Source organism: Pseudomonas rossensis (assembly GCF_039888995.1).
In the GTDB taxonomy this organism is placed as follows: Bacteria; Pseudomonadota; Gammaproteobacteria; order Pseudomonadales; family Pseudomonadaceae; genus Aquipseudomonas; species Aquipseudomonas rossensis.
Genome location: NZ_JBBWCB010000022.1, coordinates 30,953 through 56,723, shown reverse-complemented (window position 1 = coordinate 56,723; position 25,771 = coordinate 30,953). Strand labels below are relative to the sequence as shown.

Below are 25,771 nucleotides of genomic sequence, written 5' to 3'. Positions count from 1 at the left end.
ACCTGATGCACCGCCAGCCCCCATTCGTAGCCCTGAACCGAAATAACGTATTGCAGGCCCTGACGGAAATCGTCGCGGTAACGGTCGGGCATGACCCAACGCGCGGTGTCCAATACTTTCAGGTTGCCGGCCTGGCTTGGCAGAATCCCGAGGAACCATTCCGGCTGACCGAACAGCGGTGTCAGCTCGTGACCGGCCAAAGAATAAATCGAGCCCAGACACACCAGCGGCACCGCCAGGGTCAACCCGGCGACGTCGAACAACAGACATTCGAACGGTTCGGCAGCCCAGGACGGGCGACCATCGGTTTCCACTGGTGGTGGCGTGTTGCTCGGTGGCAGGTGGACTTCGACCACCGGTGGCACCAAGGCTTGCAGCAGCGGGGCGATGGTCGAGATCGGTGCGAGAACCGGCGCTGGTGCTTCGATCACGGCTACCGGTGCTTTCTCGGCGACTGGCGCTGCTGCGGGCGCGGCGACGGCGCCAGGTTTTTGCGCATCCCGGGCCTGTTCTTCGAGCACCGCAGCCTGGAACTCGTCCAGCGCTGCCTCAACCTCGACCGCTTCGACAACCTCGATGACTTCAACCAGTGCTTCGATTTCCGGCGGCAACTCTTCAGTCGCCTCCATCAGCAAGCTGTCCAGATAAGACTGGAGAGCCAGTTGCGGGCGCGAGGTGATTTTTACCGGCCGGTTCATGCGCGCACCACCGTAGGAGCTGCCGAAGGCTGCGATCTTTTGGCGGATTCGAAGGTGTTACAAAGCAAGATCAAAAGATCGCAGCCTGCGGCAGCTCCTACAGGAATTGGGTTCATCAGGCCACCGCCGGGACAAGTTGTGCGGCCAGCAAATGCTTGAGCAACGCGCGATAAGCCAGCACCCCACGGCTCTTGCCGTCGAACTGCGAAGGCGTCACGCCGGCACGGCTGGCGTCACGCAAGCGGGTATCGACCGGGATGTAGCCCTGCCAGATTTCTTCCGGATATTTGTCGCGCAACACCCGCAGCGTGCCGAGGGACGCCTGCGTGCGGCGGTCGAACAGGGTCGGCACGATGCTGAACGGCAGCGCCTGTTTACGCGAACGGTTGATCATCGCCAGGGTATTGACCATGCGTTCCAGGCCTTTGACCGCCAGGTGTTCGGTCTGCACCGGTATCACCAATTGCTGGCTCGCCGCCAAGGCATTGACCATCAGCAGGCCGAGTAACGGCGGGCTGTCGATCACGGCGTAATCGAAGTCCTGCCAAAGTTGCGCCAGGCTCTTGGCAATCACCAGGCCCAAGCCACTCTGCCCCGGCGACTGGCGCTCGAGGGTCGCGAGTGCGGTGCTCGACGGCAACAGGGAAATACTCTCGTGGCTGGTGGGCAACAACAACTGACCGGGCAAACCTTGCGGCACACTGCCCTTGTGCAGGAACAGATCGTAGCTGCTGTGTTCCAGGCTGTCGGGGTCGTAACCGAAGTAGCTGGTCATGGAGCCGTGCGGGTCGAGATCGACCACAACCACGCGCTTGCCCGCCTCGGCCAGTAAACCGGCTAAAGCGATAGAGGAAGTGGTTTTACCAACACCACCCTTTTGATTGGCGACTGCCCAGACTCTCATTCGGATTGTTCCTCCCGGTCGAAATGGTCGACCGAGGAAAAGCTCAACGTATTAATGCGGGTGACGGAGAATTGACGGCACTCTCTCGTCCCGGCGACTTGACCGGGGTCGGTGCAGTTTGTGTGCCAGCACGCTTCAACGCGGCATCCGGATGCGCATTGGCGGTTCCGGTACCCGTGAGGCTGCGGCGTACATCGAGATTTCGTGACACCACCAGCACCACGCGACGGTTACGCGCCCGCCCCTCGGCAGTGGCGTTGTTGGCCACTGGCTGGAACTCGCCGTAACCCACCGACGCCAAGCGACCGGGGTTCACACCCTGCATCGCCAGCATGCGCACGATGCTCGCCGAACGGGCCGAGGACAGCTCCCAGTTGGTCGGGTATTGCGCGGTGCGGATCGGTTGATCGTCAGTGAAACCTTCGACGTGAATCGGGTTGTCGAACGGCTTCAGAATCGCGGCAACCTTGTCGATGATGTTGAACGCGATGTCACTGGGCATGGCGTCGCCGCTGCCGAACAACAGGCTGGAATTGAGTTCGATCTCGACCCACAGCTCATTGCCGCGAATGGTCATCTGGTTGGAGCTGATCAGGTCGCCGAACGCGGCGCTGATGTCGTCGGCGATGCTTTTGAGCGGATCGCTGGCACCCGCGATACCCGCGTCGGCCTGCTCGGCGTCTTTAACCAGCGGCTTGGCCGGGGTCACGGTCTTCGGTCGCTCGTCGCCGATCGGGATCGGCTTGAGGGCGCGGTCGGAGTCGGTAAAGACCCCGATCAGCGCTTCGGAAATAACCTTGTACTTGCCTTCGTTGATCGAAGAGATCGAATACATCACGACGAAGAAAGCGAACAGCAACGTAATGAAGTCGGCGTACGAAACCAGCCAACGTTCATGGTTTACATGTTCTTCAGGTTGCCGGCGACGAGCCATAGTCCATTACCCCCATCAATCCATGAAGCCCTGAAGCTTCAGCTCAATAGAGCGAGGGTTTTCACCTTCGGCGATCGACAGGATCCCTTCCAACAACATTTCGCGATAACGCGACTGCCGCAAAGCGACGGACTTGAGTTTGGCGGCAATCGGCAGCAGCACCAGGTTGGCACTGGCCACGCCGTAGATGGTCGCGACAAAGGCCACGGCAATGCCGCTACCCAGTTGCGATGGATCGGCCAGGTTACCCATCACGTGGATCAGGCCCATCACCGCACCGATGATGCCGATGGTCGGCGCGTAGCCGCCCATGCTTTCGAAGACTTTGGCGGCTTCGATGTCGCGGCTTTCCTGGGTGTAGAAATCCACCTCAAGAATGCTGCGAATCGCTTCCGGCTCGGCGCCGTCCACCAGCAGTTGCAGGCCTTTGCGCGAGTAGTTGTCCGATTCGGCGTCGGCCACTCCTTCCAGACCCAGCAGGCCTTCCTTGCGTGCGGTCAGGCTCCAGTTGACGACGCGATCGACGCCACCGGCGAGGTCGATGCGTGGAGGGAACAGGATCCAGGCCAGAATCTGCATGGAGCGTTTGAAGGCGCTCATCGGTGACTGCAGCAGCGCCGCACCCACGGTTCCGCCGATAACGATCAACGCCGCCGGGCCGTTGGCCAGGGCGCCGAGGTGGCCGCCTTCAAGGTAGTTGCCGCCTATGATGGCGACAAACGCCAGGATGATCCCGATAAGGCTTAACACATCCATCAGATACAAGCCTCGACCAGATGCTTGCCAATATCGTCCAGGCCGTACACCGCATCGGCGAGTTCGGCTTTGACGATGGCCATCGGCATGCCGTAGATCACGCAGCTGGCTTCATCCTGAGCCCAGATTGCACTGCCGCCCTGCTTGAGCAGACGCGCGCCTTCGCGACCATCGGCGCCCATGCCGGTCAATACGACCGCCAGAACTTTGTCACCGTAAGACTTGGCCGCGGAACCAAAGGTGATGTCCACGCACGGCTTGTAGTTCAGACGTTCGTCGCCCGGGAGGATTTTCACCGCGCCACGGCCGTCGATCATCATTTGCTTGCCACCCGGCGCCAGCAACGCCAGGCCCGGACGCAGGATGTCGCCATCCTCGGCTTCCTTGACGCTGATGCGGCAGAGCTTGTCCAGACGCTCGGCAAAGGCCTTGGTAAAGGCGGCCGGCATGTGCTGAATCAATACGATCGGTGCAGGGAAGTTCGCCGGCAATTGGGTCAGCACCCGCTGCAGGGCAACAGGGCCGCCAGTGGATGTACCGATGGCGACCAGTTTGTAGGCTTTGCGTTTCGGCGTTGGCGACGACGAGGCTGGCGCGTGGGTACGCGGCGCAATCGGAGCCGGTGCCGGACGCGCAGGCGCGCTGCTGCCGTAGCTGCTGACGCTCGAAGGTGCAGGCGTCGGGGCGGGTGCGGCGACAGGCGCCGGAGCGCTGTAGGTGTTGGCGCGACGGTTACTGCGCGAGATGCTGAGAATCTTCTCGCACAGCAGTTGCTTGACCTTCTCCGGATTGCGGGAGATGTCTTCGAAATTCTTCGGCAGGAAATCCACCGCGCCAGCGTCCAGCGCGTCGAGGGTTACCCGAGCGCCTTCGTGGGTCAGCGAGGAGAACATCAATACCGGGGTCGGGCAGCGCTGCATGATGTGCCGCACCGCCGTGATGCCATCCATCATCGGCATCTCGTAATCCATGGTGATCACGTCTGGCTTGAGGGCCAGCGCCTGATCAATCGCCTCTTTTCCGTTGGTCGCCGTGCCGACGACCTGGATATTCGGATCCGCTGAAAGAATTTCCGAGACGCGGCGGCGGAAAAACCCCGAATCGTCCACCACCAGGACTTTAACTGCCATAAACACTCCGTTAGACGGAGCGAGGCTTAGTCGCCCCGCCCCACCAGAATCAAATACGCCGTGCGGCGTAACGCTTGAGCATGCTCGGAACATCGAGAATCAGCGCAATGCGGCCGTCACCGGTGATGGTGGCGCCGGACATGCCCGGGGTTCCCTGGAGCATTTTGCCCAATGGCTTGATGACCACTTCTTCCTGGCCCACCAGTTGATCGACGACGAAGCCGATCCGCTGAGTGCCCACCGAAAGGATCACCACATGGCCCTCGCGCTGCTCTTCGTGAGCGGCGGAAGCGACGAGCCAGCGTTTGAGGTAGAACAATGGCAGTGCCTTGTCCCGCACGATCACCACTTCCTGGCCGTCCACCACGTTGGTGCGCGACAGGTCGAGGTGGAAGATCTCGTTGACGTTCACCAGCGGGAACGCAAACGCCTGGTTGCCGAGCATGACCATCAGCGTCGGCATGATCGCCAGGGTCAACGGGACCTTGATGACAATCTTCGAGCCTTTGCCCTTGGTCGAGTAGATGTTGATGGTGCCGTTGAGCTGGGCGATCTTGGTTTTCACCACGTCCATGCCCACGCCGCGTCCGGAGACATCGGAAATTTCGGTCTTGGTCGAGAAACCCGGCGCGAAGATCAAGTTGAAGCAGTCGGACTCGCTGAGGCGATCTGCTGCATCCTTGTCCATCAAGCCTTTCTTCACGGCAATGCCGCGCAGAACATCGGCGTCCATGCCCTTGCCGTCATCGGAGATCGACAGCAGGATGTGGTCGCCTTCCTGTTCAGCGGACAGGATCACCTTGCCGCTGCGAGGCTTGCCCATCGCTTCGCGTTCGGCCGGCTCTTCGATACCGTGGTCGACCGAGTTGCGCACCAAGTGGACCAGCGGGTCGGCCAAGGCCTCGACGAGGTTCTTGTCGAGGTCGGTTTCTTCGCCGACCAGTTCCAGGTTGATCTCTTTCTTGAGCTGGCGAGCCAGGTCGCGAACCAGACGCGGGAAGCGCCCGAAGACCTTCTTGATCGGTTGCATCCGGGTCTTCATGACCGCGGTTTGCAGATCGGCCGTGACCACATCGAGGTTCGACACGGCCTTGGACATGGCTTCGTCGCCGCTGTTGAGGCCCAGACGGACCAAGCGGTTACGCACCAGTACCAACTCGCCGACCATGTTCATGATTTCGTCGAGACGCGCGGTATCGACCCGCACGGTGGTCTCGGCTTCGCTGGCCGGTTTTTCCGGTGGCGGCGCGGACGGCGCACGAGCTGGAGCCGGTGCAGCAGCGACAGACTTCGGCGCTTCGGCTTTAGGCTCGGGCGCTTTGGCAACGGGTTTCGGTGCAACAGCCTTGGCAATTGGCGCCGCAACCGAAGCGCTGGCGCCCGACGCGGTACCGACTTCAGTGAACTTGCCTTTGCCGTGCAATTCGTCGAGCAGCGATTCGAACTCGTGATCGGAGATCAGATCGCCGCCAGCCGCTTTAGCGGTGGGCGCAGCCGGGGCCGGGACCGCAGCAATCGCCGATTCCAGCGCATCAACGGCAAAGTTACCCTTGCCGTGCAACTGATCGAGCAGTGCTTCGAACTCGTCGTCGGTGATATCGGAGCTGTCGCCTGCCGCTTTCGGGGTAGCCGGTGCGGCTGGCGCCGGGGCTACCGCATCGACGGCGAACTGGCCTTTACCGTGCAGTTGATCGAGCAACGACTCGAACTCGGCATCGGTAATTTCGTCGCTGCCCGCTGCATTGCTGCTCGGCGCTGGCACAGCTGCCGGGGCTTCTGCCTGAGCCTTGACGGCGTTCAGCGAGTCCAGCAGTTGTTCGAATTCGTTATCGGTGATGTCTCCCGATTCGCTCTCGGCGGCAGGTTCTTCCACCACTTCGGCGACCGGTGCCGTTTCATCGGCGGTTTGCGGTTCGGCCAGACGGGCCAGTGCCGCAAGCAATTCTGGAGTGGCAGCCGTGATCGGGCTGCGCTCGCGGACTTCGGTAAACATGCCGTTCACCGCATCCAGCGCTTCGAGAACCACGTCCATCAGTTCCGAGTCGACGCGACGTTCACCCTTGCGCAGGATGTCGAACACGTTCTCGGCGATGTGACAGCACTCCACCAGCTCGTTGAGCTGGAGGAAGCCGGCGCCTCCTTTTACAGTGTGAAAACCGCGAAAAATTGCATTGAGCAAGTCCGCATCATCAGGTCGGCTTTCAAGCTCGACCAGCTGTTCGGACAGTTGCTCTAGAATCTCGCCGGCCTCAACCAGGAAATCCTGAAGGATCTCTTCATCGGCGCCGAAGCTCATTAAGGGGGTGCTCCTAAAGGTCTAAAAACCTAAAAACCTAAAATCCAAGACTGGATAGCAAATCGTCCACATCGTCCTGACCGGACACAACGTCTTCTCTTTTATCGGCATGAATCTGCGGACCTTCACCCTGAGAGAGATGTTTTTGCGGATCTTTTTCTGCCAGCATCGCTTCACGGTCATGTTCGATGCCCGCAAAGCGGTCCACCTGACTGGCCATAAGCACGAGCTTGAGCAGGTTGCTTTCAACTTCGGTGACCAATTGGGTCACACGCTTGATCACCTGACCGGTGAGGTCCTGGTAATCCTGAGCGAGCAGAATGTCGTTGAGGTTGCTCGACACAACGCGATTGTCTTCGCTGCTGCGTGTCAGGAAACCGTCGACTCGCCGAGCCAACTCGCGGAACTCTTCAGCCCCGACTTCGCGACGCATGAACCGTCCCCAGTCGGTGCTCAAGGCCTGGGCTTCGTTGCTCAGGCCGTTGACCAGCGGCGTGGCGTTTTCCACCAGGTCCATGGTGCGGTTGGCAGCAGCCTCGGTCAGCTTGACCACATAACCCAGACGCTCGGTGGCATCCGTGATCTGCGAGACTTCCTCGGCTTGCGGCATGTGCGGGTCAATCTGGAAATTGACGATCGCGCTATGCAGCTCGCGAGTGAGCTTGCCCACTTCCTGATACAGGCCACGGTCACGGGTCTGATTGAGCTCATGGATCAGTTGCACAGCGTCGCCGAACCTGCCTTTTTCAAGGCTTTCGACCAGTTCGACCGCGTGTTTTTTCAGAGTCGATTCGAAATCGCCCTGTGAAGACTCGTTATGCTCCATAGCTCCCCCGTGGCGCAGTGGCTTCGCACATCAACCGATGCGTTCGAAAATCTTCTCGATTTTTTCTTTTAACGCCTGGGCCGTGAAGGGCTTGACCACATAGCCGTTAACACCGGCCTGGGCTGCCTCGATGATCTGCTCGCGCTTGGCTTCAGCGGTCACCATCAGCACCGGCAGGTGCTTGAGCTTTTCATCGGCACGCACGTGGCGCAGCAGGTCGATACCGGTCATGCCAGGCATGTTCCAGTCTGTTACCAGAAAGTCGATGCTGCCGCTGTTGAGAACCGGAATGGCAGTAGTGCCATCGTCGGCCTCGACCGTGTTGGTGAACCCAAGGTCACGCAACAGGTTTTTAATGATCCGCCGCATCGTTGAGAAGTCATCAACGATGAGGATTTTCATGTTCTTGTCCAATTCGACCTCCAAGCAGTCTTAAACGCGCCCAGCACCTGGACGCGCCATTTCAATCAATCCGGCAAAGCACTCAATGACTGTCTGGAGCACAACAGATCGGGACCGGTACGGTTCAACACCCCACCCGCCGCGTTCGCAGTGTCCCCACACTGCCTTCAGCGCGCTCGCCACTCCCCCAAACGCCCCCGCAAACGGGCCGCGCACTGGCTGTGTAACTGGCTGACCCGAGATTCGCTGACCCCCAGGACCTCACCGATTTCCTTGAGATTCAACTCTTCGTCGTAGTACAGCGCCAACACCAGTCGCTCACGCTCCGGCAAATTGGCAATCGCGTCCGCCAGCGCCGCCTGGAAGCGTTCATCTTCCAGATCGCGTGACGGCTCGAGATGAGCACTGGCGCCATCCTCGTGCAGCCCTTCGTGTTCGCCGTCCTGCAACAGATCGTCGAAACTGAACAAGCGGCTGCCCAGGGTGTCGTTCAAAATCCCGTAATAATCGTCGAGACTCAATTGGAGTTCGGCCGCAACCTCGTGATCTTTAGCGTCACGGCCGGTTTTAGCTTCAATAGAGCGAATTGCGTCGCTGACCATCCGGGTATTGCGGTGGACCGAACGTGGCGCCCAGTCCCCCTTGCGTACTTCGTCGAGCATCGCGCCACGGATTCGTATGCCCGCGTACGTCTCGAAACTCGCGCCTTTGCTGGCGTCGTATTTGGTCGACACTTCAAGCAGGCCGATCATCCCGGCCTGGATCAGATCTTCAACCTGAACACTGGCTGGCAGACGCGCCAGCAAGTGGTAGGCAATGCGTTTAACCAGTGGCGCGTAACGCTCGATCAGCTCGTACTGCGCGTCACGTGCCGACTTCTTGTAGAGGTTGTAGCCACTGGCTGTCATAGCACAGGTCCTGCGGTTTGTTGCACGAGGCGCTCGACGAAAAACTCCAGGTGCCCACGCGGGTTCGCAGGCAGCGGCCAGGTATCGACCTTCTGTGCAATCGCCTTGAACGCCAGTGAACACTTGGACCGCGGGAAGGCTTCGTAAACGGCGCGCTGCTTCTGCACAGCCTTGCGCACACTTTCGTCGTAAGGCACCGCGCCGACGTATTGTAAGGCGACGTCGAGGAAGCGATCCGTGACCTTGGTCAACTTGGCGAACAGGTTGCGACCTTCTTGCGGGCTCTGGGCCATGTTGGCCAGGACGCGGAAGCGGTTCATGCCGTAATCGCGGTTCAGCAGTTTGATCAGTGCGTAGGCATCTGTGATCGAGGTCGGTTCGTCGCAGACCACCAGCAAGACTTCTTGCGCTGCGCGAACGAAACTGACTACCGAGTCACCAATGCCCGCAGCGGTGTCGATCACCAGCACGTCGAGGTTGTCGCCGATATCGCTGAACGCCTGGATCAGGCCGGCGTGTTGAGCCGGGCTCAAATGAACCATGCTCTGTGTGCCGGACGCGGCCGGGACGATGCGGATGCCGCCAGGGCCTTGCAACAGTACGTCGCGCAGCTCGCAGCGGCCTTCGATCACGTCGGCCAAAGTACGTTTGGGTGTCAGTCCCAGCAGGACGTCGACGTTCGCCAGCCCCAGATCGGCGTCCAGCAGCATGACGCGCCGGCCGAGCTCAGCTAGAGCCAGGGACAAGTTCACTGACACGTTAGTCTTCCCGACGCCACCTTTGCCGCCGGTCACCGCGATCACCTGTACGGGATGCATGCTGCCCATGAATTTTCTTTACCTTGTCTTACTTAGACGGAGGCCACATTACTGGCTGCGCGTTCACTAACTGAACAATGCATGGCAGACCATCGATGTAGGTACAAAAACTGTTCATTTAATACCTCAGCCGACCTGCTTGGTCGGGCTGTGGTAAATATCAGCGAACATGTCAGCCATGGCTTCTTCGCTGGGTTCTTCTTGCATTTGCACGCTGACGGCGCGACTGACTAACTGATGACGACGCGGCAGATGCAAATCATCCGGAATCCGCGGGCCATCGGTCAGGTAGGCCACCGGTAATTCATGACTGATGGCCAGGCTCAACACCTCGCCCAGACTTGCCGTTTCATCCAGTTTAGTCAGGATGCAGCCAGCGAGCCCACAACGCTTGTAACTGTGATAAGCGGCCGTTAGAACCTGTTTCTGGCTGGTGGTTGCCAAAACCAGATAATTTTTCGATTTGATGCCACGACCGGCCAGGCTTTCGAGCTGCATGCGCAGTGCCGGATCGCTGGCCTGAAGGCCCGCGGTATCGATCAGCACCACGCGTTTGCGCAGCAACGGCTCCAGCGCCTGTACCAGCGACTGACCCGGATCGACATGCGTCACCGACACATTGAGGATCCGGCCCAACGTCTTGAGTTGTTCCTGAGCACCAATGCGGTAGCTGTCCATGCTGACCAGCGCGATATTCTGCGCGCCGTACTTGAGCACGTAACGGGCCGCGAGTTTGGCCAGGGTGGTGGTCTTGCCCATGCCGGCAGGGCCGACCATGGCAATCACGCCGCCCTCTTCCAGAGGCTCGATTTCCGGTGTGGCGATCATCCGCGCCAGGTGTGCCAGCAACATGCGCCAGGCCTGACGAGGTTCTTCAATATCGGCAATCAGCGCCAGCAAATCCCGCGACAACGGGCCGGACAGACCAATGCGTTGCAGGCGACGCCAAAGATTGGCCTGGGCCGGACGGCTGCCTTGCAGCTGATTCCAGGCCAGGGAGCCGAGTTGCACTTCCATCAGTTCGCGCAGGCTGTTGAGTTCGAAACGCATCGAGTCGAACGCCCGTGGGTCTACGCCACCGGTGGCAGGTGCCGCTGCCGGTGCAGGACGACGGGGTTCGGTGTAGGTCGGCTCGATCAGCGGCTCGGCGGCGGTCAGTGGCAGGCCGGCGAACAATTGGCGATTGGTGGAGTTATCGCTCTCGCCATCGCTGCGCAGGCTCAGTTCGGCCTGGGCGGTGACGATCCGCGATTGGGTCTTGCGCAGCTCGTCTTCGAGTTCCATGTTCGGAACGCGCGGGGCCAGCGCCGATAATTTGTAATCCAGGGCAGCCGTCAGCTCGACACCCCCGGCGATCCGGCGGTTGCCAATGATGGCGGCATCAGCGCCCAGCTCATCACGAACCAGTTTCATGGCCTGACGCATATCGGCGGCGAAAAAACGCTTAACTTGCATAAACCACTACCTCAGCCGTTGGGCCCTACTGTCGCAACGATGGTCACTTGCTTGTTGTCAGGAATTTCCTGGTAAGCCAACACATGCAAACCCGGGACTGCCAATCGGCCGAATCGCGACAGCATCGCGCGAACCGGACCGGCTACCAACAGAATCACCGGTTGACCTTGCATTTCCTGACGCTGCGCCGCATCGATCAACGAGCGCTGCAGTTTCTCAGCCATGCTTGGCTCCAGCAGAACGCCCTCTTCCGAGCCTTGTCCTGCCTTCTGAAGACTATTGAGCAATATTTGTTCCAACCTTGGCTCCAGGGTGATCACTGGTAGCTCGGAGTCAGTCCCTACAATGCTTTGGACGATTGCGCGGGATACACCGACGCGCACCGCGGCCACCAGCGCGGCAGTATCTTGACTCTTGCTGGCATTGTTTGCGATGGCTTCGGCAATGCTGCGAATGTCCCGTACTGGCACCTGCTCGGCCAGCAAAGCCTGCAATACTTTGAGCAGCTGCGACAGCGACACCACACCCGGCACCAGCTCTTCGGCCAGTTTTGGTGAGCTTTTTGCCAACAATTGCATGAGTTGCTGCACTTCTTCGTGACCGATCAACTCGCTCGAGTGCTTGTACAAAATCTGGTTCAAGTGGGTTGCCACTACCGTACTGGCATCGACCACGGTGTAACCGAGGGATTGGGCCTGGGCACGCTGGCTGACTTCGATCCAGACCGCCTCCAGACCGAAAGCCGGATCTTTGGCGGTAATGCCGTTGAGCGTACCGTAGACCTGGCCCGGATTGATTGCCAGTTCGCGGTCCGGGTAAATTTCCGCCTCAGCGAGGATCACCCCCATCAGGGTCAGGCGGTAGGCGCTCGGCGCCAGGTCGAGGTTGTCACGGATATGCACGGTCGGCATCAGGAAGCCCAGATCCTGGGACAGCTTTTTGCGTACGCCCTTGATCCGCGCCAGCAACTGACCACCCTGATTGCGGTCCACCAGCGGAATCAGCCGGTAGCCGACTTCCAGGCCGATCATATCGATCGGAGTGACGTCATCCCAGCCAAGCTCCTTGGTTTCCTGAGCGCGAGCGGGCGATGGCAGCAGTTCCTGTTGACGCTTGACCTCTTGCAGTGCCTGAACCTTGACCACGTTCTGTTTCTTCCAGAACAGGTACGCGCCGCCAGCCGCCAGGGCTGCCATGCTGAGAAAGGAGAAATGCGGCATGCCCGGCACGAGGCCCATCACCGCCATCAAACCCGCCGCCACGGCCAACGCTTTGGGCGAGGCGAACATCTGGCGATTGATCTGCTTGCCCATGTCTTCCGAACCGGAAGCACGGGTCACCATGATCGCTGCAGCTGTAGATAAAAGCAGTGATGGCAATTGCGCCACCAAACCGTCACCGATGGTCAACAAGGCGTACACCCGACCGGCATCGCCAAAGGTCATGCCGTGCTGGAAGATACCGACCGCCATGCCGCCGATCAGGTTGATGAACAGAATCAGCAGGCCGGCAATGGCGTCACCGCGAACGAACTTGCTGGCACCGTCCATGGAACCGTAGAACTCGGCTTCCTGTGCCACTTCCATCCGGCGCAGTTTCGCCTGGTTCTGGTCGATCAGGCCGGCGTTCAAGTCGGCGTCGATGGCCATTTGTTTACCGGGCATCGCATCGAGGGTGAAGCGTGCGCTCACCTCGGAAATCCGCCCGGCACCCTTGGTCACCACGACGAAGTTGATGATCATCAAAATCGCGAAGACGACGATACCGACCACGTAGTTACCGCCGATCACCACTTCACCGAAGGCCTGGATCACCTTACCGGCGGCGGCATGGCCGTCCTGACCGTGGAGCATCACCACCCGCGTGGAGGCCACGTTCAGCGCCAGTCGCAACAGGGTCGCCACCAGCAGAATGGTCGGGAACACCGCAAAGTCCAGTGGCCGCAACGCGTAAACACAGACCAGCAAGACGACAATCGACAACGCGATGTTGAACGTGAAGAACACGTCCAGCAGGAACGGCGGCACCGGCAACATCATCATCGCCAGCATGACCAGCAGCAACAACGGCACACCCAGATTGCCCCGACTTAAGTCGGCAACGTTTGTGCGAGCACTGTTGAGTAACTGAGAGCGATCCACCGGTTTCCCCCGTTCCTTTAAAGCAAACTTTTGACGCCTGAAGCAGGCGCAGAGCCGCTACTGCAAGAAGCCTTCCAACTTTTGCCAGGACTTGAAATAGAGGTTTCGCAGGCAAAAAAGATCGCAGCCTTCGGCAGCTCCTACGGGCGTACGCAAACCCAAGTAGGAGCTGCCGAAGGCTGCGATCTTTTGATTTTCAGAACCGTAGATCAGATCAAGAATCGCGTCGCAAGTCCGGCGGAATCGGCAGGTCGTCCTTGAGCGGATCCGGGCGTTTACCCTTGCCGGCGCGGTGCTGGCGGATCTGGTAGACGTAAGCGAGCACCTGGGCGACGGCAAGGTAGAGCCCGCCAGGGATTTCCTGATCAAGTTCGGTGGAGTAGTAGATCGAACGCGCCAGTGCCGGCGACTCAAGCAGCAGCACTTCGTTGGCCACAGCGATTTCACGGATCTTCAAGGCCAGGAAGTCGCTGCCCTTGGCGATCAGCATCGGCGCCCCACCCTTGTCCGGATCGTACTTGAGCGCTACGGCGTAGTGGGTCGGGTTGGTGATCACCACATCGGCGTCGGGGATCGCCGCCATCATCCGGCGCTGGGACATTTCGCGCTGCAGCTGGCGAATCCGTTGTTTAACCTCCGGCTTCCCTTCCTGATCTTTATGCTCGTCACGCACTTCCTGCTTGGTCATCAGCAGTTTCTTGTGGCTTTCCCAAAGCTGCACCGGCACGTCCACCGCGGCGATGATGATCAGCCCGCAGGCCATCCACAATGTACTCCAGCCGACCAATTGCAGGCTGTGAATGATCGCCATGTCCAACGGCTCATGAGCGATGCGCAGCAAATCGTCGATATCCGACTGCAACACTGCCAATGCCACGAACAACACGATGAAAAACTTGGCCAGCGCCTTGAGCAGCTCCACCAACGCTTTAGCCGAGAACATGCGTTTGAGGCCGGCGCCGGGGTTCATTCGGCTGAACTTGGGCGCCATGGAACCCGCTGCGAACAGCCAGCCGCCCAGGGAAATCGGCCCGATCAACGCCGCCAGCAGCAAGGTGATCATCACTGGCTGAATCGCGACAAGGGCGATTTGCCCCGAGTGCAGCAGGTAAGTACCCATGGACCGCTGATCCAGAATCACTTCCCGCGAGAGCGAGAAGTTCATGCGCATCAGCTCCATCAAATCCTGAGCCAGGGCTCCGCCGAAAATAAGCAACCCACCGGCGCCGGCAAGCATGACGGCCAGGGTATTTAGCTCCTTGGAACGCGCGATCTCACCCTTCTCACGGGAGTCTTTTTTGCGCTTCTCCGTGGGGTCTTCTGTTTTGTCCTGACCGCTTTCGCTCTCAGCCATGACTCAGCGCGCCCGTGCCAGTTCGCGTAACAACTGCAAGGCCTCGGAGGCCAGCGGTTGATACTGATTAATAATGTCCGCCAGCCCGACCCAGACGATGAACAGCCCGAGCACCAGCGTCAGCGGAAAGCCGATGGAAAAGATGTTCAGCTGCGGCGCAGCCCGGGTCATCACGCCAAAGGCGATGTTGACCACCAGCAACGCAGTGATCGCCGGCAACACCAGCAACAGCGCGGCACCGAGGACCCAGCCAAGCTTGCCGGCCAGCTCCCAGAAATGATTGACCATCAACCCGCTGCCGACCGGCAACGTGGTGAAGCTTTCAGTGAGGACTTCGAACACCACCAGATGGCCGTTCATGGACAGGAACAACAGCGTCACCAGCATGGTGAAGAACTGCCCGATCACCGCCACCGAGACGCCGTTGGTAGGGTCGACCATCGAAGCGAAGCCCATGCCCATCTGAATGGAGACGATCTGCCCGGCGACCACGAAAGCCTGGAAGAACAGCTGCAAGGAGAACCCCAGCACGGCACCGACGAGGATCTGCTCGGCAATCAGCAGCAACCCGCTCAAGTCCAGCGCATTGACCGGCGGCATCGGCGGCAGGCCAGGAGCGATGACCAACGTAATCGCCAGGGCGAAATAAAGGCGCACTCGCGTGGGCACCAGGCTCGTGCCGAAAACCGGCATGACCATCAGCAAGGCACCGATACGAAACAGCGGCAGCATGAACGTCGCCACCCAGGTACTGATCTGGGTATCGGTCAGCTGGAGCAGCGACATGGTTTAGCCGATGACCTGAGGAATACTGCCGTACAACTGCAGGATGTATTCCATAAAGGTCTGCACCAGCCACGGACCGGCGACGATCAACGTCACCAGCATCACCAGCAGGCGCGGCAGGAAGCTCAGGGTCTGTTCGTTGATCTGCGTAGCGGCCTGGAACATCGCCACCAACAGACCCACGAGCAAACTCGGAATCACCAGCACGGCAACCATCATGGTGGTCAGCCACAGCGCTTCCCGGAAGATGTCTACCGCAACTTCTGGCGTCATGGCGATACACCGCCGAAGCTGCTCGCCAGCGTACCGATGATCAACGCCCAGCCATCCACCAGCACGAACAGCATGATCTTGAATGGCAGGGAAATGATCAGCGGCGAGAGCATCATCATACCCATGGCCATCAGCACACTGGCCACGACCAGATCGATGATCAGGAACGGAATGAAGATCATGAAGCCAATCTGGAACGCGGTTTTCAGCTCGGACGTGACGAACGCCGGGACCAGAATCGTCAGCGGCGCCTGATCCGGCGACGCGATATCGGTGCGTTTGGACAAGCGCATGAACAACTCCAGGTCGCTGCTGCGAGTCTGGGCAAGCATGAAGTCCTTGATCGGTACCTGAGCCTTGGCCACCGCATCCTGCGCGGTGAGTTTCTCCGCCAGATATGGCTGCAAGGCATCCTGATTAACACGGTCGAATACCGGCGCCATGATGAATAAGGTCAGGAACAGCGCCATGCCCGTGAGGATCTGGTTCGACGGCGTTTGTTGCAGGCCGAGGGCCTGACGCAGGATCGAGAAGACGATGATGATCCGGGTGAAACTGGTCATCAGCATGACGAACGCCGGGATAAAACTCAGCGCAGTCATGATCAGCAGGATTTGCAGGCTGACCGAATACTCCTGAGCGCCGTCGGCATTGGTACCCAGGGTAATCGCCGGGATCGACAACGGATCGGCGGCGAACGCCAGCGGCGCGGCCAGCATCAGCGCCAGCGTCAAGATGATGCGTAGCGCACCCATTACTTCTTATCCTTATGATCCTTGCCCATCAGCTCCATCAGGCGCTGGGCAAACTCGGGGGTCGCTTTTTCAGTCCCGCCGGGCACTTGCACCGGCTCCTTGAGCACGTGCAACGCGGTGATGGTGCCAGGGCTCAAGCCAAGCAGAATCTGCTCGTTGCCGACCTGCACCAGCATCAGACGGTCACGCGGGCCTAGCGCGCGGGAACCGATCAGCTCGATGACCTGCCCTTTGCCGGCCGGCCCAGCCTGCTGGACCCGGCGCAGCAACCAGGCGAGGAAGAAGATCAACCCCAGCACCAGCAGCAAACCGAACACCAACTGCGTCAATTGCCCGGCCACACCGCTGCTGACCGCCGGCGCGGCGGCCGCAGTAGCGGTCGCTACCGGCTCGGCTGCCAGAACACTGAACGGCAACGCCAGCACAAACCCCAGAGCCTTTTTCACTCAGCGCAACTTCTTGATGCGTTCGCTTGGGCTGATTACGTCAGTCAGGCGGATGCCGAACTTCTCGTTGACCACCACTACTTCACCGTGAGCGATGAGCGTGCCGTTGACCAGTACGTCGAGCGGTTCACCGGCCAGACGATCGAGCTCGATCACCGAACCCTGGTTAAGCTGCAGCAGGTTGCGGATGTTGATGTCGGTGCTGCCGACTTCCATGGAAATCGACACCGGAATGTCGAGGATCACGTCCAGGTTCGGACCGTCCAGGGTGACCGGTTCGTTGTTTTTCGGCACGCTGCCGAACTCTTCCATCGGCAGACGGTTGGACGGCGAACTGGCGGCATCGGCGGCCAGCAAGGCGTCGATATCGTCCTGCCCGGCGTCGCCGGTTTCTTCCAGGGCAGCAGCCCATTCATCGGCCAGCGCCTGGTCGTCCTGGGTGTTCATATCGTTAGCCATCAATTTGTCCTCGGCGGGCATCCATTCAATCAGGAGCCGTCAGTTAAAAGCACAGGGGGTTTTGGAGCGCCGGTCAGCGGCGCTCGATCGGCTCGATCACTTGCAACGCGAGGTTGCCTTTGTGCGACCCCATCTTGACCTTGAACGCAGGCACGCCGTTGGCGCGCATGATCATCTCTTCCGGCATCTCGATCGGGATAATGTCCCCCGGCTGCATGTGCAGAATGTCCCGCAGGCGCAACTGACGACGGGCAACCGTGGCACCGATCGGTACGTCAACGTCCAGCACGTCCTGGCGCAAGGCATTGACCCAGCGCTCATCCTGATCGTCGAGATCCGACTGGAAGCCGGCGTCGAGCATTTCGCGTACCGGCTCGATCATCGAGTACGGCATGGTCACGTGCAGGTCGCCGCCGCCGCCATCGAGTTCGATGTGGAACGTCGACACCACAATGGCTTCGCTCGGACCGACGATGTTGGCCATTGCCGGGTTCACTTCCGAGTTGATGTACTCGAAATTCACTTCCATGATCGCCTGCCAGGCTTCCTTCAAATCGATGAAGGCCTGCTCCAGCACCATGCGCACCACGCGCAGTTCGGTTGGGGTGAATTCACGCCCTTCGATCTTCGCGTGACGGCCGTCGCCGCCGAAGAAGTTGTCCACCAGTTTGAACACCAGTTTGGCGTCGAGGATGAACAGTGCGGTGCCGCGCAACGGTTTGATCTTGACCAGGTTGAGGCTGGTCGGCACGTACAGTGAGTGCACGTATTCACCGAACTTCATCACCTGCACGCCACCGACGGCAACGTCCGCCGAGCGGCGCAGCATGTTGAACATGCTGATGCGGGTGTAGCGGGCGAAACGCTCGTTGATCATCTCCAGGGTGGGCATGCGTCCACGGACGATGCGATCCTGGCTGGTCAGGTCGTAGCTTTTGACGCTGCCGGGTTCGGCGGCGGTATCGGTCTGCACCAGACCATCGTCGACGCCATGCAACAGCGCATCGATCTCATCCTGGGACAGCAGGTCCTGCACGGCCATGTCGTGTTCCTACTGCAGTACGAAATTAGTGAAAAGCAACTGTTCGATGACCACTTTGCCGAGTTCTTTCTGCGCCACTTCCTGGACGCTGGCCGTGGCTTTCTGACGCAACATTTCCTGCCCGACCGGCGACGCCAGGGTGGCGAAGTCCTGCCCGGAGAACAGCATGACCAGGTTATTGCGGATGACGGGCATGTGGACTTTGAGCGCTTCCAGATCGGCCTGATTGCGACCCAGCATGGTAATGCTCACCTGCATGTAGCGCTGACGGCCGTTCTGGTTGTAATTGGCCACGAAGGCTGGAGCCATGGGCTCGAAAATCGCTGGCTGCTTGCCGACCGGGGCGGTTTCGGCCGCGGCGGCAGGCTTGCTCTGGGCGCTGTGCATGAAGAACCAGGTTGCTCCCACGGACAAACCGATCGCCAGCAGCAGGGCTACCACGATCACAATGATCAGCTTGAGTTTGCCTTTGGTTGCGGGGTCTTTTACTGCTGCTTCGCTCTTCGCCATGCCAATAATCCGTCACTATTCGGGTTTTCACAGTCGCACGGCAAGGCAAGAGCAAGTGTTATGCCAGAAGTGTCTGAAGGAAAATGGGCTGCGGCTGGTTGAAGCCGAAAATCAAAAGATCGCAGCCTTCGGCAGCTCCTACATTGGAATGTGTACATCCTGTAGGAGCTGCCGCAGGCTGCGATCTTTTAGGGTCGCCGAGATTTATCAGGCGTAGTAGTCGACTGCGCTGGAGCCAATGACGCTGGTGGTGCTGGCCGCTACTTCGGCAGCTGTTGGCGCAAGCTCTTCGTCCATGGAATCGAGACGACCACCGCTGGCATTGGTGCGTCCACCCTGGCTTTGACCCTGTTGAGCCTGTTCCTGCCCCTGACCCTGCCAGCCACGGGACTGGTCGGACACATTGACGTCGACCTGGCCCATGCCCTGCTGCGCAAACATGTCACGCAAGCGATGCATCTGCCCGTCCAGCGCTTCGCGAACGCTTGGATGGGCGCTCATGAACGTCACTTGGGTCTGCTGATCCGGAACCATGTTCACCCGAATGTCCAGCCGCCCCAGTTCGGCCGGTTGCAACTGGATGTCGGCGGCCTTGAGATTGGCACTGGACAGGTACATGACCCGGTTCACTACTTCTTCGGTCCAGCCGCTCTGATGCATGGCGATCGGTTGGTTCACCGGCAATGCGTTGGCGGTTTTCGGCGTGGCCGCCTGGGTCAGTGCCGCCAGACGGTTGGCGAAATCGTCGACCCGGGTATCGCTACTCGCGGACTTCAAGTCCTTGAGACCGTCATCGACAAGACCACTGAAGGCCTTGTCGCCGCCCTGGCCGGTGCTGTCCTTGTCGGCTTGCACATCGAGCATGCTCGCCATGCCTGCAGCGAAGGTCTGCGCCGAGGTTGACTCGCCGTCAGCCTGGGCCTGGGCCGAGGTCTGTGCCGCTTTGGGCTGGGCCTGACTCGCAGCCGAAATATGGCCGCCCTGCTCCATGGCCATGCGCACGGCGGGCAGTGCGTCGAGGGGATCGGCTTCGGGATCGAAATCGCTATCCGCCGTTGCAGCAGCAACTGGCGTCGCCGTCACTGCCGCAGCAACAGGCGCTTCGACCTTTGGCTGCACGGTGGCGACCACTGGCGGGGCTTCCTGAACAGGGGTTGCCACCACTGCCTGCAACGGTGGCAGTAACGAAGGATCGAGGGTTGGATCAACAGGCACGGTGTCGACTACCGGCGTTTCGGCATCCTTCGACGCATCATCGCTGGCAGTCTTGTCGTCGGTCGGCGCCGGCTTATCGGCGGGCAAGGATTTGCCGCTATCGGCAACCGCAGGCTCCGGGGCGGCAGACTTGTCGTTGCTGACGTCCTTTTTATCGGGGCTGTCCGGCGCCTTATCGCGTATCGGCTTGGCCGATCCATCACCCACCGCAGAGGGTTTGTTCCGGGCTTGATTAGCGTAGACCTGAGCGAAGCTGGATGCCTTGCCCCCAGGCTCAGCGGCCAGCGCCGGTGAATTGGCGGAGGCGGCTTGAGTCTTGGCCTGCGCGGCGGCCTGAAGAAGCATATTGGGGGTAACGGGCATGGAACGGTCTCCGCTGCACTGGGATCGTAGGTACAGTTGACGGAGATTATTGCAAAGGTCGCGCCAGGTTTGAGTCACCGGCGCTAAAAGCGCCGGCCGGTATCATTGGCAGAGAGAGAACGCTGACGCTCGGCCTCATAGAGCGGCCGGACAAACGCAAATTCGTCATCAATTTCGCCCACCAGTTTTTCAATGCCGGCGAGGCTTTTTTGCTTGGCGCGCTGCTCCAGGTCATGGCACAACTCAGCCAGGCGAATGGCGCCCATGTTGCTGCTGCTGCCCTTGAAACTATGGGCAGCATTCATAAGTTGCGCGGCATCTTCAGCCTTTCGCAAGATGCGTAAACGCTCTTCGGAATCGGCGAGAAAGGTATCCAGCAACGTCGGATACTCATCCTCCATGACCTCTTGCAACGCGCTTAGCACGTCGCGGTCCAGGTGTGTGTCAGCCACTTGCTCACTCCTTGATCAAGAATGCGTGGATTATGCCAGAGCCTCCCAGAAAAATTCCACGCGGGCACTTCGACCATCGTCGGACCAACTCGCATTGTGGCCCAACTGACGGATCAGACTGACGCCACGTCCCGACAGACGGACACCATCGACGGGCCGCTCAATCACCCGCGCAACATCGAAACCCTTGCCACTGTCTTCAACCCGAACAGTCAGGCACCCGCCCTCGCCCTTGGGTGTCACCTGCAAATGCACCCGCACGAAACCGTCCTGCAACGCGTCCAGGCGCGTATTTCGCTGTTGATAATAGCGGGTAAAACCCGAGGCATCGCGCTTGAGACTCGAATCCAGCCCCAGCACCCCATGTTCCAGGGCATTGGAATACAGTTCGGCCAAAACACTGTAGAGCGCCCCGCTCTGAGCGCGCAGACCGTGGACCTCAAGCAGCAGTTGCAGAAGATACGGCAGCGGATTGAAGCGTTTGAGCGTGGCGGCGCGAAATTCGAAACTCACTGACCAGTCCAGCGGGCAGGACTGACCACTGTCGGAATACACCAGCGCCGGCGGGCTCAGTTGTGCGGCCTCCAGCAGACTGACCTCGACCATGCTCACGTCATCACGGGCCTCGCCGCGAAAGTCCCGCAACGCCTGCTCGATCTCTTCGAACAACTCATCAGGCTGACGATTGGCCGCAAACACCTGCTGCAATCGCTCCACACCAAACAACTGTTCGTTGGCATCGCAGGTATCGATCACCCCGTCGGACAACAGGAAGACCCGATCCCCGACCGCCATCGGAAACACCTCGGTGCGGTCATCAAAGGATTGCGGGCTCAGCACGCCGAGCGGCAAATGCCGAGCCGTCAGCGGCGTTCGCTCACCGCTGGCGATGCTGTGCAGGTAACCGTCCGGCATTCCGCCGTTCCAGACCTCCACCGAGCGTCGCTGAAAACTCAGGCACAGCAGCGTTGCACAACAGAACATGTCCACCGGCAGGATGCGCTTGAGCTTGGCATTCATCTCGCGCAGGGTTTCGGACAGGCCGTAACCCTTGGTGGTCATGCCATAGAAAACTTCGGCCAAGGGCATGGCACCAACCGCAGCCGGCAAACCATGACCGGTAAAATCGCCGAGCAGCACGTGCATGTCGCCGGCCGGGGTAAACGCGGCCAGCAGCAGATCGCCGTTGAACAACGCATAGGGCGATTGCAGGTAGCGAATATTCGGTGCACTCAGGCAGCCGGAGTGGGCCACCTTGTCGAACACGGCCTTGGCCACGCGCTGCTCGTTGAGCAGGTACTCGTGGTGCCTGGCGATCTGGTCGCGCTGTTGCAACACCGTGGCCTGCAATCGTCGCAAGCGGTCCATCGCCTTGATCTTGGCGGCGAGGATCACCTGGTTGTAGGGTTTTGCCAGAAAGTCGTCGCCCCCGGCCTCCAGACAGCGGGCCAGCGCTTCGCTTTCGGTCAGCGAGGTGAGGAAGATGATCGGCACCAGGGTTTCCCCTGCCAACACCTTGATCTGCCGCGCCGCCTCGAAACCGTCCATCACCGGCATCATCGCGTCCATGAGCACCAGTTGCGGTCGTTGCTGGCGAAACGCTTCAACGGCTTCGGCACCGTTGGCGGCCGTCAGCACCTCATGCCCCTGGCGTCGGACGATGGTCGACAGCAGCATGCGATCGGCCGCGCTGTCTTCAGCGATCAGGATCGTCAGCGGCTCGAACAAAGACTGCATGGCGCTCACGCCACTTCGAAGATTTGTTCGAAGTTGGAGATGGCGAGGATCTTGCGCACATCTGCGTTAGCGTTGGTCAACGTGATCTCGGCATTCTCGCCGCCAGCGTGATCACGCAATAGCAACAGCATGCCGAGCGCTGAGCTGTCGAGGTAGGTAGCGTCTTTCAGATCAACCTCGAAGGACTCGGGTTTTGGCTGAAGATTTTCGTAGGACTCGCGAAATTCCTGATGCTTGGCGAAATCGAATCGTCCCTTGATCGATATCGTCAGCTTTTGCCCATCTTGGGATACTTCTGTAACAACTGGCATTTAACGGCTTCCTTGTCATTGGTGAACGTACGTGTACAAGGTTTAGCACTTGGCTGGGGCTGGAGCAAGATCAAAAGATCGTCCTAACGCGGCCCGAACCTGCGGCAGCTCCTACAGAACCGGGTTTGCACGCAGTCAATGTAGGAGCTGCCGCAGGCTGCGATCTTTTCGAAGGCACCACTCAATACGGATCCTGACGCGGCAACCGCTGGGACAACTCATCCAGCAGCTTTTGCTCGCGCCGGTCTTCCAGTCGCCGCGCCTCATCCATGTAGCGCAACACCAGTTTGCGCAAGCCTTCGACCCGGGCAAACGCCTGCTGCCAGGATTCCCGAGCCTTGTTCAGGTTGTTTTGATGCCATACCAGGCTTTGTCGCTGCTGGTCGATGGCGGTACCCAGTTGCGCAAGGAAGCCTTGATAACCCAGCAGCCATTGGCCAGACACGCCACTGCTGCCGCGCACGATCCATTGTTCCTGATAGTCGAGACGAAAGGCTTCGAGGTCGGCGAGTTTGCTTTCGGCCAGACGGACTTGCCCCTGAAAGTGCCCCAGACGCAGGACCGCGGTTTTCTCGGCCTTTTCGGCCATTTCGACCACGGGGGCCAGGCGCGAGGCTCGGCTCTGGGCCATGGCCGGTTAGCCGCCGGCCGCGGGAGCGAAAATCGTGCCGAGGTAGGCTTCGCTTTCGCCCAGACTGATGCTGTCGTTCAGGCCCTGGCGCAGGTATTTCACCAACTGCGGTTGCAGGGAGATCGCCAGGTCGGTTTCCCGATCACCACCCGCGACATAGGCGCCGACGCTGATCAAGTCGCGACTCTGCTGATACCGCGACCACAATTGCTTGAAATACTGGGCGCGCATCATGTGTTCGGGCGTAACCACCGACGGCATGACCCGGCTGATGGACGCTTCGATATCGATGGCCGGGTAATGACCTTCCTCGGCCAGGCGCCGGGACAGCACGATGTGCCCGTCGAGCACGCCTCGCGCGGCGTCGGCAATCGGATCCTGCTGGTCATCGCCTTCGGACAGTACGGTGTAGAACGCGGTGATCGAACCGCCGCCCTTCTCGGCGTTACCGGCCCGCTCCACCAGTTTCGGCAGTTTGGCGAACACCGATGGCGGATAACCCTTGGTCGCTGGCGGTTCGCCGATGGCCAGGGCGATTTCCCGCTGGGCCTGGGCGAAACGGGTCAGGGAGTCCATCAGTAACAGGACGTTCTTGCCCTTGTCGCGGAAATACTCGGCGATTCGCGTGCAGTACATCGCAGCGCGCAGACGCATCAGCGGCGCATCGTCCGCTGGGGACGCCACCACGACCGAACGCTTGAGCCCTTCCTCACCAAGGATGTGCTCGATGAATTCTTTAACTTCACGACCCCGCTCACCGATCAGCCCGACGACGATGATGTCGGCCTCGGTGAAGCGGGTCATCATGCCCAGCAACACACTCTTGCCCACACCAGTACCGGCGAACAGGCCCAGACGCTGACCGCGACCGACCGTCAACAAACCGTTGATGCTGCGAATGCCCACGTCCAGCGGCTCGCTGATCGGTTCGCGCTTGAGCGGGTTGATCGTCGGGCCGTCCATAGGCACCCAGTCTTCAGCCTTCATCCCACCCTTGCCGTCCAGCGCGCGACCGGCGCCATCGAGCACCCGCCCGAGCATGCTCATGCCCATCGGCAGACGGCCGGTATCAGCCAGAGGAACCACACGGGCACCGGGAGCGATGCCGGCAACGCTGCCGACCGGCATCAGAAACACCTTGCTGCCGGAGAAGCCCATGACTTCGGCTTCAACCTGCACCGGGTGATAACTGTCGTCGTTGATCACCATGCAGCGGCTGCCCATGGCGGCGCGCAAGCCCTCGGCTTCGAGGGTCAGGCCGACCATGCGCAGCAAGCGGCCCTCAAGGATCGGCGCACCTTCCAGCGCCGTGGCCTCGGCGTAGCTGCCGAGGCGCTTGGCGAAGCTGGTGCGGTCAAGGCGCATCAGGATTGTCCAGTTCGGGGTCGACCGGCACGACCGCTGGCTTGTCACTGATCGGCAGTTCCAAGCTCAGATCCGGCTCGGCCGGGTGCAAGGCCTGTTCGTGCAACTGATCGAACAGCTTGTCCATGACCCGCGCAACGCGGGTTTCGACCGTGGCGTCGATACGACTGTGTTCAGTCTCGACCCGGCAACCGCCGGGCAACAACGCCTCGTCCTCGACGATGCGCCAGGTTTCTTCATGGCGTTCGCGCAGGGCTTTGACCTGTTCGAAATCTTGCGGATTGATGTACAACCGCACATTGCCCACGCCCAGCGGCAAGAGCTTGAGGGCTTCACGCATGACGTGTTCGATCTGCGTCGAGTCGATGGCGAGTTCGCGCTGAATCACCTGCTTGGTGATGTGCTGCACCAGGTCGACCAGGGACTTTTCGATCAAGGTGTCCTGCTCGGCAATAGGCTCGAACAAATGCCCCATCAACTGCTCCAGAGCGGCAATCTTGGCGGCCAGGGCCACCTCCGCTTCCTGACGGACTTTGAGCGTGGTGCTGTGGAAACCTTCTTTTTCGCCCGTGGCGAAGCCTTCGTTGTAGGCCTCCTGGCGAATGCTTTCGAGTTCTTCGAGGGTCAGTGGCTGGACTTCATCCAGTGGCACTTCTTCCATTTCCGGCGGCTCGGGCTCAGGTTCCGGCTCGGGTTCCGGCACGAACGGATCGAAACTGGGCAGCGACCAGACGTCGAAACCACCGACGTCCTTACCACGGATCAGGTCGGTGTTGGACTCATCATGTTTGGACGACATAGTGA

General features: G+C 60.1%; 27 protein-coding genes. All 27 read right to left on the bottom strand.

Going from position 1 to position 25,771, the window contains the following annotated elements; translation table 11 throughout:
* On the bottom strand, positions 1-698 hold a 698-nt coding region (locus tag WLY71_RS08905; protein WP_347803271.1), incomplete at its 3' end, for a chemotaxis protein CheW.
* Positions 699-813: 115 nt separating this feature from the next.
* Complete coding sequence (locus WLY71_RS08900; protein WP_347803270.1) at positions 814-1,602, bottom strand: ParA family protein; 789 nt, start codon at positions 1,600-1,602, stop codon at positions 814-816.
* Between the two features lie 43 nt (positions 1,603-1,645).
* A complete protein-coding gene (gene motD / locus WLY71_RS08895; RefSeq protein WP_347803269.1) occupies positions 1,646-2,536 on the bottom strand; it encodes a flagellar motor protein MotD in 891 nt (296 codons plus the stop codon).
* A gap of 15 nt (positions 2,537-2,551) precedes the next feature.
* Complete coding sequence (locus tag WLY71_RS08890; RefSeq protein ID WP_347803268.1) at positions 2,552-3,292, bottom strand: flagellar motor protein; 741 nt, start codon at positions 3,290-3,292, stop codon at positions 2,552-2,554.
* A complete protein-coding gene (locus WLY71_RS08885; RefSeq protein ID WP_347803267.1) occupies positions 3,292-4,422 on the bottom strand; it encodes a protein-glutamate methylesterase/protein-glutamine glutaminase in 1,131 nt (376 codons plus the stop codon). Before WLY71_RS08885 ends, WLY71_RS08890 begins: the two co-directional genes overlap by 1 nt.
* A gap of 49 nt (positions 4,423-4,471) precedes the next feature.
* Positions 4,472-6,718: a chemotaxis protein CheA gene (locus WLY71_RS08880; RefSeq protein ID WP_347803266.1), complete on the bottom strand. Its 2,247-nt coding sequence runs from the start codon at positions 6,716-6,718 to the stop codon at positions 4,472-4,474.
* 37 nt (positions 6,719-6,755) lie between these two features.
* Complete coding sequence (locus tag WLY71_RS08875; protein ID WP_046046370.1) at positions 6,756-7,544, bottom strand: protein phosphatase CheZ; 789 nt, start codon at positions 7,542-7,544, stop codon at positions 6,756-6,758.
* 30 nt (positions 7,545-7,574) lie between these two features.
* The gene (locus WLY71_RS08870) at positions 7,575-7,946 is read right to left on the bottom strand and encodes a chemotaxis response regulator CheY (protein ID WP_003183998.1); all 372 of its coding nucleotides are present in this window, start codon (positions 7,944-7,946) and stop codon (positions 7,575-7,577) included.
* Between the two features lie 167 nt (positions 7,947-8,113).
* The gene (gene fliA, locus WLY71_RS08865; RefSeq protein ID WP_007894214.1) at positions 8,114-8,854 is read right to left on the bottom strand and encodes an RNA polymerase sigma factor FliA; all 741 of its coding nucleotides are present in this window, start codon (positions 8,852-8,854) and stop codon (positions 8,114-8,116) included.
* On the bottom strand, positions 8,851-9,681 hold the full coding sequence (fleN, locus tag WLY71_RS08860) for a flagellar synthesis regulator FleN (RefSeq protein ID WP_008001746.1): 831 nt from the start codon (positions 9,679-9,681) through the stop codon (positions 8,851-8,853). The genes fliA and fleN overlap by 4 nt, the downstream gene beginning before the upstream one ends.
* 117 nt (positions 9,682-9,798) lie before the next feature.
* Positions 9,799-11,127: a flagellar biosynthesis GTPase FlhF gene (gene flhF / locus WLY71_RS08855; protein ID WP_347803265.1), complete on the bottom strand. Its 1,329-nt coding sequence runs from the start codon at positions 11,125-11,127 to the stop codon at positions 9,799-9,801.
* An 11-nt stretch (positions 11,128-11,138) separates the two neighbouring features.
* A complete protein-coding gene (flhA, locus tag WLY71_RS08850) occupies positions 11,139-13,268 on the bottom strand; it encodes a flagellar biosynthesis protein FlhA (protein ID WP_347803264.1) in 2,130 nt (709 codons plus the stop codon).
* 214 nt (positions 13,269-13,482) lie between these two features.
* A complete protein-coding gene (gene flhB / locus WLY71_RS08845; RefSeq protein WP_347803263.1) occupies positions 13,483-14,622 on the bottom strand; it encodes a flagellar biosynthesis protein FlhB in 1,140 nt (379 codons plus the stop codon).
* A 3-nt stretch (positions 14,623-14,625) separates the two neighbouring features.
* Entirely contained in the window at positions 14,626-15,408 is a 783-nt protein-coding gene (gene fliR / locus WLY71_RS08840) for a flagellar biosynthetic protein FliR (RefSeq protein ID WP_095127767.1), read from the bottom strand.
* A 3-nt stretch (positions 15,409-15,411) separates the two neighbouring features.
* Positions 15,412-15,681 (bottom strand): flagellar biosynthesis protein FliQ, encoded by a 270-nt coding sequence (gene fliQ / locus WLY71_RS08835; RefSeq protein ID WP_007948918.1) that lies wholly within the window; start codon positions 15,679-15,681, stop codon positions 15,412-15,414.
* Positions 15,678-16,436 (bottom strand): flagellar type III secretion system pore protein FliP, encoded by a 759-nt coding sequence (gene fliP / locus WLY71_RS08830; protein ID WP_309676314.1) that lies wholly within the window; start codon positions 16,434-16,436, stop codon positions 15,678-15,680. Before fliP ends, fliQ begins: the two co-directional genes overlap by 4 nt.
* Entirely contained in the window at positions 16,436-16,882 is a 447-nt protein-coding gene (gene fliO / locus WLY71_RS08825) for a flagellar biosynthetic protein FliO (protein ID WP_347803262.1), read from the bottom strand. The genes fliP and fliO overlap by 1 nt, the downstream gene beginning before the upstream one ends.
* Entirely contained in the window at positions 16,883-17,341 is a 459-nt protein-coding gene (gene fliN / locus WLY71_RS08820; RefSeq protein WP_129442187.1) for a flagellar motor switch protein FliN, read from the bottom strand. It abuts the gene before it with no gap.
* A gap of 73 nt (positions 17,342-17,414) precedes the next feature.
* On the bottom strand, positions 17,415-18,383 hold the full coding sequence (gene fliM, locus WLY71_RS08815; RefSeq protein ID WP_347803261.1) for a flagellar motor switch protein FliM: 969 nt from the start codon (positions 18,381-18,383) through the stop codon (positions 17,415-17,417).
* 9 nt (positions 18,384-18,392) lie between these two features.
* Positions 18,393-18,893: a flagellar basal body-associated protein FliL gene (gene fliL, locus WLY71_RS08810; protein ID WP_150655106.1), complete on the bottom strand. Its 501-nt coding sequence runs from the start codon at positions 18,891-18,893 to the stop codon at positions 18,393-18,395.
* A 207-nt stretch (positions 18,894-19,100) separates the two neighbouring features.
* Complete coding sequence (locus WLY71_RS08805; protein WP_347803260.1) at positions 19,101-20,471, bottom strand: flagellar hook-length control protein FliK; 1,371 nt, start codon at positions 20,469-20,471, stop codon at positions 19,101-19,103.
* A gap of 83 nt (positions 20,472-20,554) precedes the next feature.
* A complete protein-coding gene (locus WLY71_RS08800; RefSeq protein ID WP_347803259.1) occupies positions 20,555-20,923 on the bottom strand; it encodes an Hpt domain-containing protein in 369 nt (122 codons plus the stop codon).
* A gap of 30 nt (positions 20,924-20,953) precedes the next feature.
* The gene (locus WLY71_RS08795; protein WP_347803258.1) at positions 20,954-22,660 is read right to left on the bottom strand and encodes an ATP-binding SpoIIE family protein phosphatase; all 1,707 of its coding nucleotides are present in this window, start codon (positions 22,658-22,660) and stop codon (positions 20,954-20,956) included.
* 5 nt (positions 22,661-22,665) lie between these two features.
* A complete protein-coding gene (locus WLY71_RS08790; protein ID WP_347803257.1) occupies positions 22,666-22,971 on the bottom strand; it encodes an STAS domain-containing protein in 306 nt (101 codons plus the stop codon).
* Between the two features lie 181 nt (positions 22,972-23,152).
* On the bottom strand, positions 23,153-23,602 hold the full coding sequence (fliJ, locus tag WLY71_RS08785; protein ID WP_033055981.1) for a flagellar export protein FliJ: 450 nt from the start codon (positions 23,600-23,602) through the stop codon (positions 23,153-23,155).
* A gap of 6 nt (positions 23,603-23,608) precedes the next feature.
* On the bottom strand, positions 23,609-24,967 hold the full coding sequence (gene fliI / locus WLY71_RS08780; RefSeq protein ID WP_056742084.1) for a flagellar protein export ATPase FliI: 1,359 nt from the start codon (positions 24,965-24,967) through the stop codon (positions 23,609-23,611).
* Positions 24,957-25,766: a flagellar assembly protein FliH gene (gene fliH, locus WLY71_RS08775; RefSeq protein WP_347803256.1), complete on the bottom strand. Its 810-nt coding sequence runs from the start codon at positions 25,764-25,766 to the stop codon at positions 24,957-24,959. The genes fliI and fliH overlap by 11 nt, the downstream gene beginning before the upstream one ends.
* Positions 25,767-25,771 lie beyond the last annotated feature (5 nt).

What these genes read in the sequence shown, in the direction of transcription:
- WLY71_RS08795 (WP_347803258.1), bottom strand. Translation starts at nt 22,660, where the DNA reads ATGCAGTCTTTGTTCGAGCCGCTGACGATCCTGATCGCTGAAGACAGC.
- flhF (WP_347803265.1), bottom strand. Translation starts at nt 11,127, where the DNA reads ATGCAAGTTAAGCGTTTTTTCGCCGCCGATATGCGTCAGGCCATGAAA.
- fliQ (WP_007948918.1), bottom strand. Translation starts at nt 15,681, where the DNA reads ATGACGCCAGAAGTTGCGGTAGACATCTTCCGGGAAGCGCTGTGGCTG.
- fliI (WP_056742084.1), bottom strand. Translation starts at nt 24,967, where the DNA reads ATGCGCCTTGACCGCACCAGCTTCGCCAAGCGCCTCGGCAGCTACGCC.
- fliJ (WP_033055981.1), bottom strand. Translation starts at nt 23,602, where the DNA reads ATGGCCCAGAGCCGAGCCTCGCGCCTGGCCCCCGTGGTCGAAATGGCC.
- WLY71_RS08870 (WP_003183998.1), bottom strand. Translation starts at nt 7,946, where the DNA reads ATGAAAATCCTCATCGTTGATGACTTCTCAACGATGCGGCGGATCATT.
- fliM (WP_347803261.1), bottom strand. Translation starts at nt 18,383, where the DNA reads ATGGCCGTGCAGGACCTGCTGTCCCAGGATGAGATCGATGCGCTGTTG.
- fliL (WP_150655106.1), bottom strand. Translation starts at nt 18,893, where the DNA reads ATGGCGAAGAGCGAAGCAGCAGTAAAAGACCCCGCAACCAAAGGCAAA.
- fleN (WP_008001746.1), bottom strand. Translation starts at nt 9,681, where the DNA reads ATGGGCAGCATGCATCCCGTACAGGTGATCGCGGTGACCGGCGGCAAA.
- fliN (WP_129442187.1), bottom strand. Translation starts at nt 17,341, where the DNA reads ATGGCTAACGATATGAACACCCAGGACGACCAGGCGCTGGCCGATGAA.
- WLY71_RS08900 (WP_347803270.1), bottom strand. Translation starts at nt 1,602, where the DNA reads ATGAGAGTCTGGGCAGTCGCCAATCAAAAGGGTGGTGTTGGTAAAACC.
- WLY71_RS08890 (WP_347803268.1), bottom strand. Translation starts at nt 3,292, where the DNA reads ATGGATGTGTTAAGCCTTATCGGGATCATCCTGGCGTTTGTCGCCATC.
- fliR (WP_095127767.1), bottom strand. Translation starts at nt 15,408, where the DNA reads ATGTCGCTGCTCCAGCTGACCGATACCCAGATCAGTACCTGGGTGGCG.
- WLY71_RS08790 (WP_347803257.1), bottom strand. Translation starts at nt 22,971, where the DNA reads ATGCCAGTTGTTACAGAAGTATCCCAAGATGGGCAAAAGCTGACGATA.
- WLY71_RS08805 (WP_347803260.1), bottom strand. Translation starts at nt 20,471, where the DNA reads ATGCCCGTTACCCCCAATATGCTTCTTCAGGCCGCCGCGCAGGCCAAG.
- fliP (WP_309676314.1), bottom strand. Translation starts at nt 16,436, where the DNA reads ATGGGTGCGCTACGCATCATCTTGACGCTGGCGCTGATGCTGGCCGCG.
- fliH (WP_347803256.1), bottom strand. Translation starts at nt 25,766, where the DNA reads ATGTCGTCCAAACATGATGAGTCCAACACCGACCTGATCCGTGGTAAG.
- WLY71_RS08885 (WP_347803267.1), bottom strand. Translation starts at nt 4,422, where the DNA reads ATGGCAGTTAAAGTCCTGGTGGTGGACGATTCGGGGTTTTTCCGCCGC.
- WLY71_RS08880 (WP_347803266.1), bottom strand. Translation starts at nt 6,718, where the DNA reads ATGAGCTTCGGCGCCGATGAAGAGATCCTTCAGGATTTCCTGGTTGAG.
- motD (WP_347803269.1), bottom strand. Translation starts at nt 2,536, where the DNA reads ATGGCTCGTCGCCGGCAACCTGAAGAACATGTAAACCATGAACGTTGG.
- WLY71_RS08875 (WP_046046370.1), bottom strand. Translation starts at nt 7,544, where the DNA reads ATGGAGCATAACGAGTCTTCACAGGGCGATTTCGAATCGACTCTGAAA.
- flhB (WP_347803263.1), bottom strand. Translation starts at nt 14,622, where the DNA reads ATGGCTGAGAGCGAAAGCGGTCAGGACAAAACAGAAGACCCCACGGAG.
- fliA (WP_007894214.1), bottom strand. Translation starts at nt 8,854, where the DNA reads ATGACAGCCAGTGGCTACAACCTCTACAAGAAGTCGGCACGTGACGCG.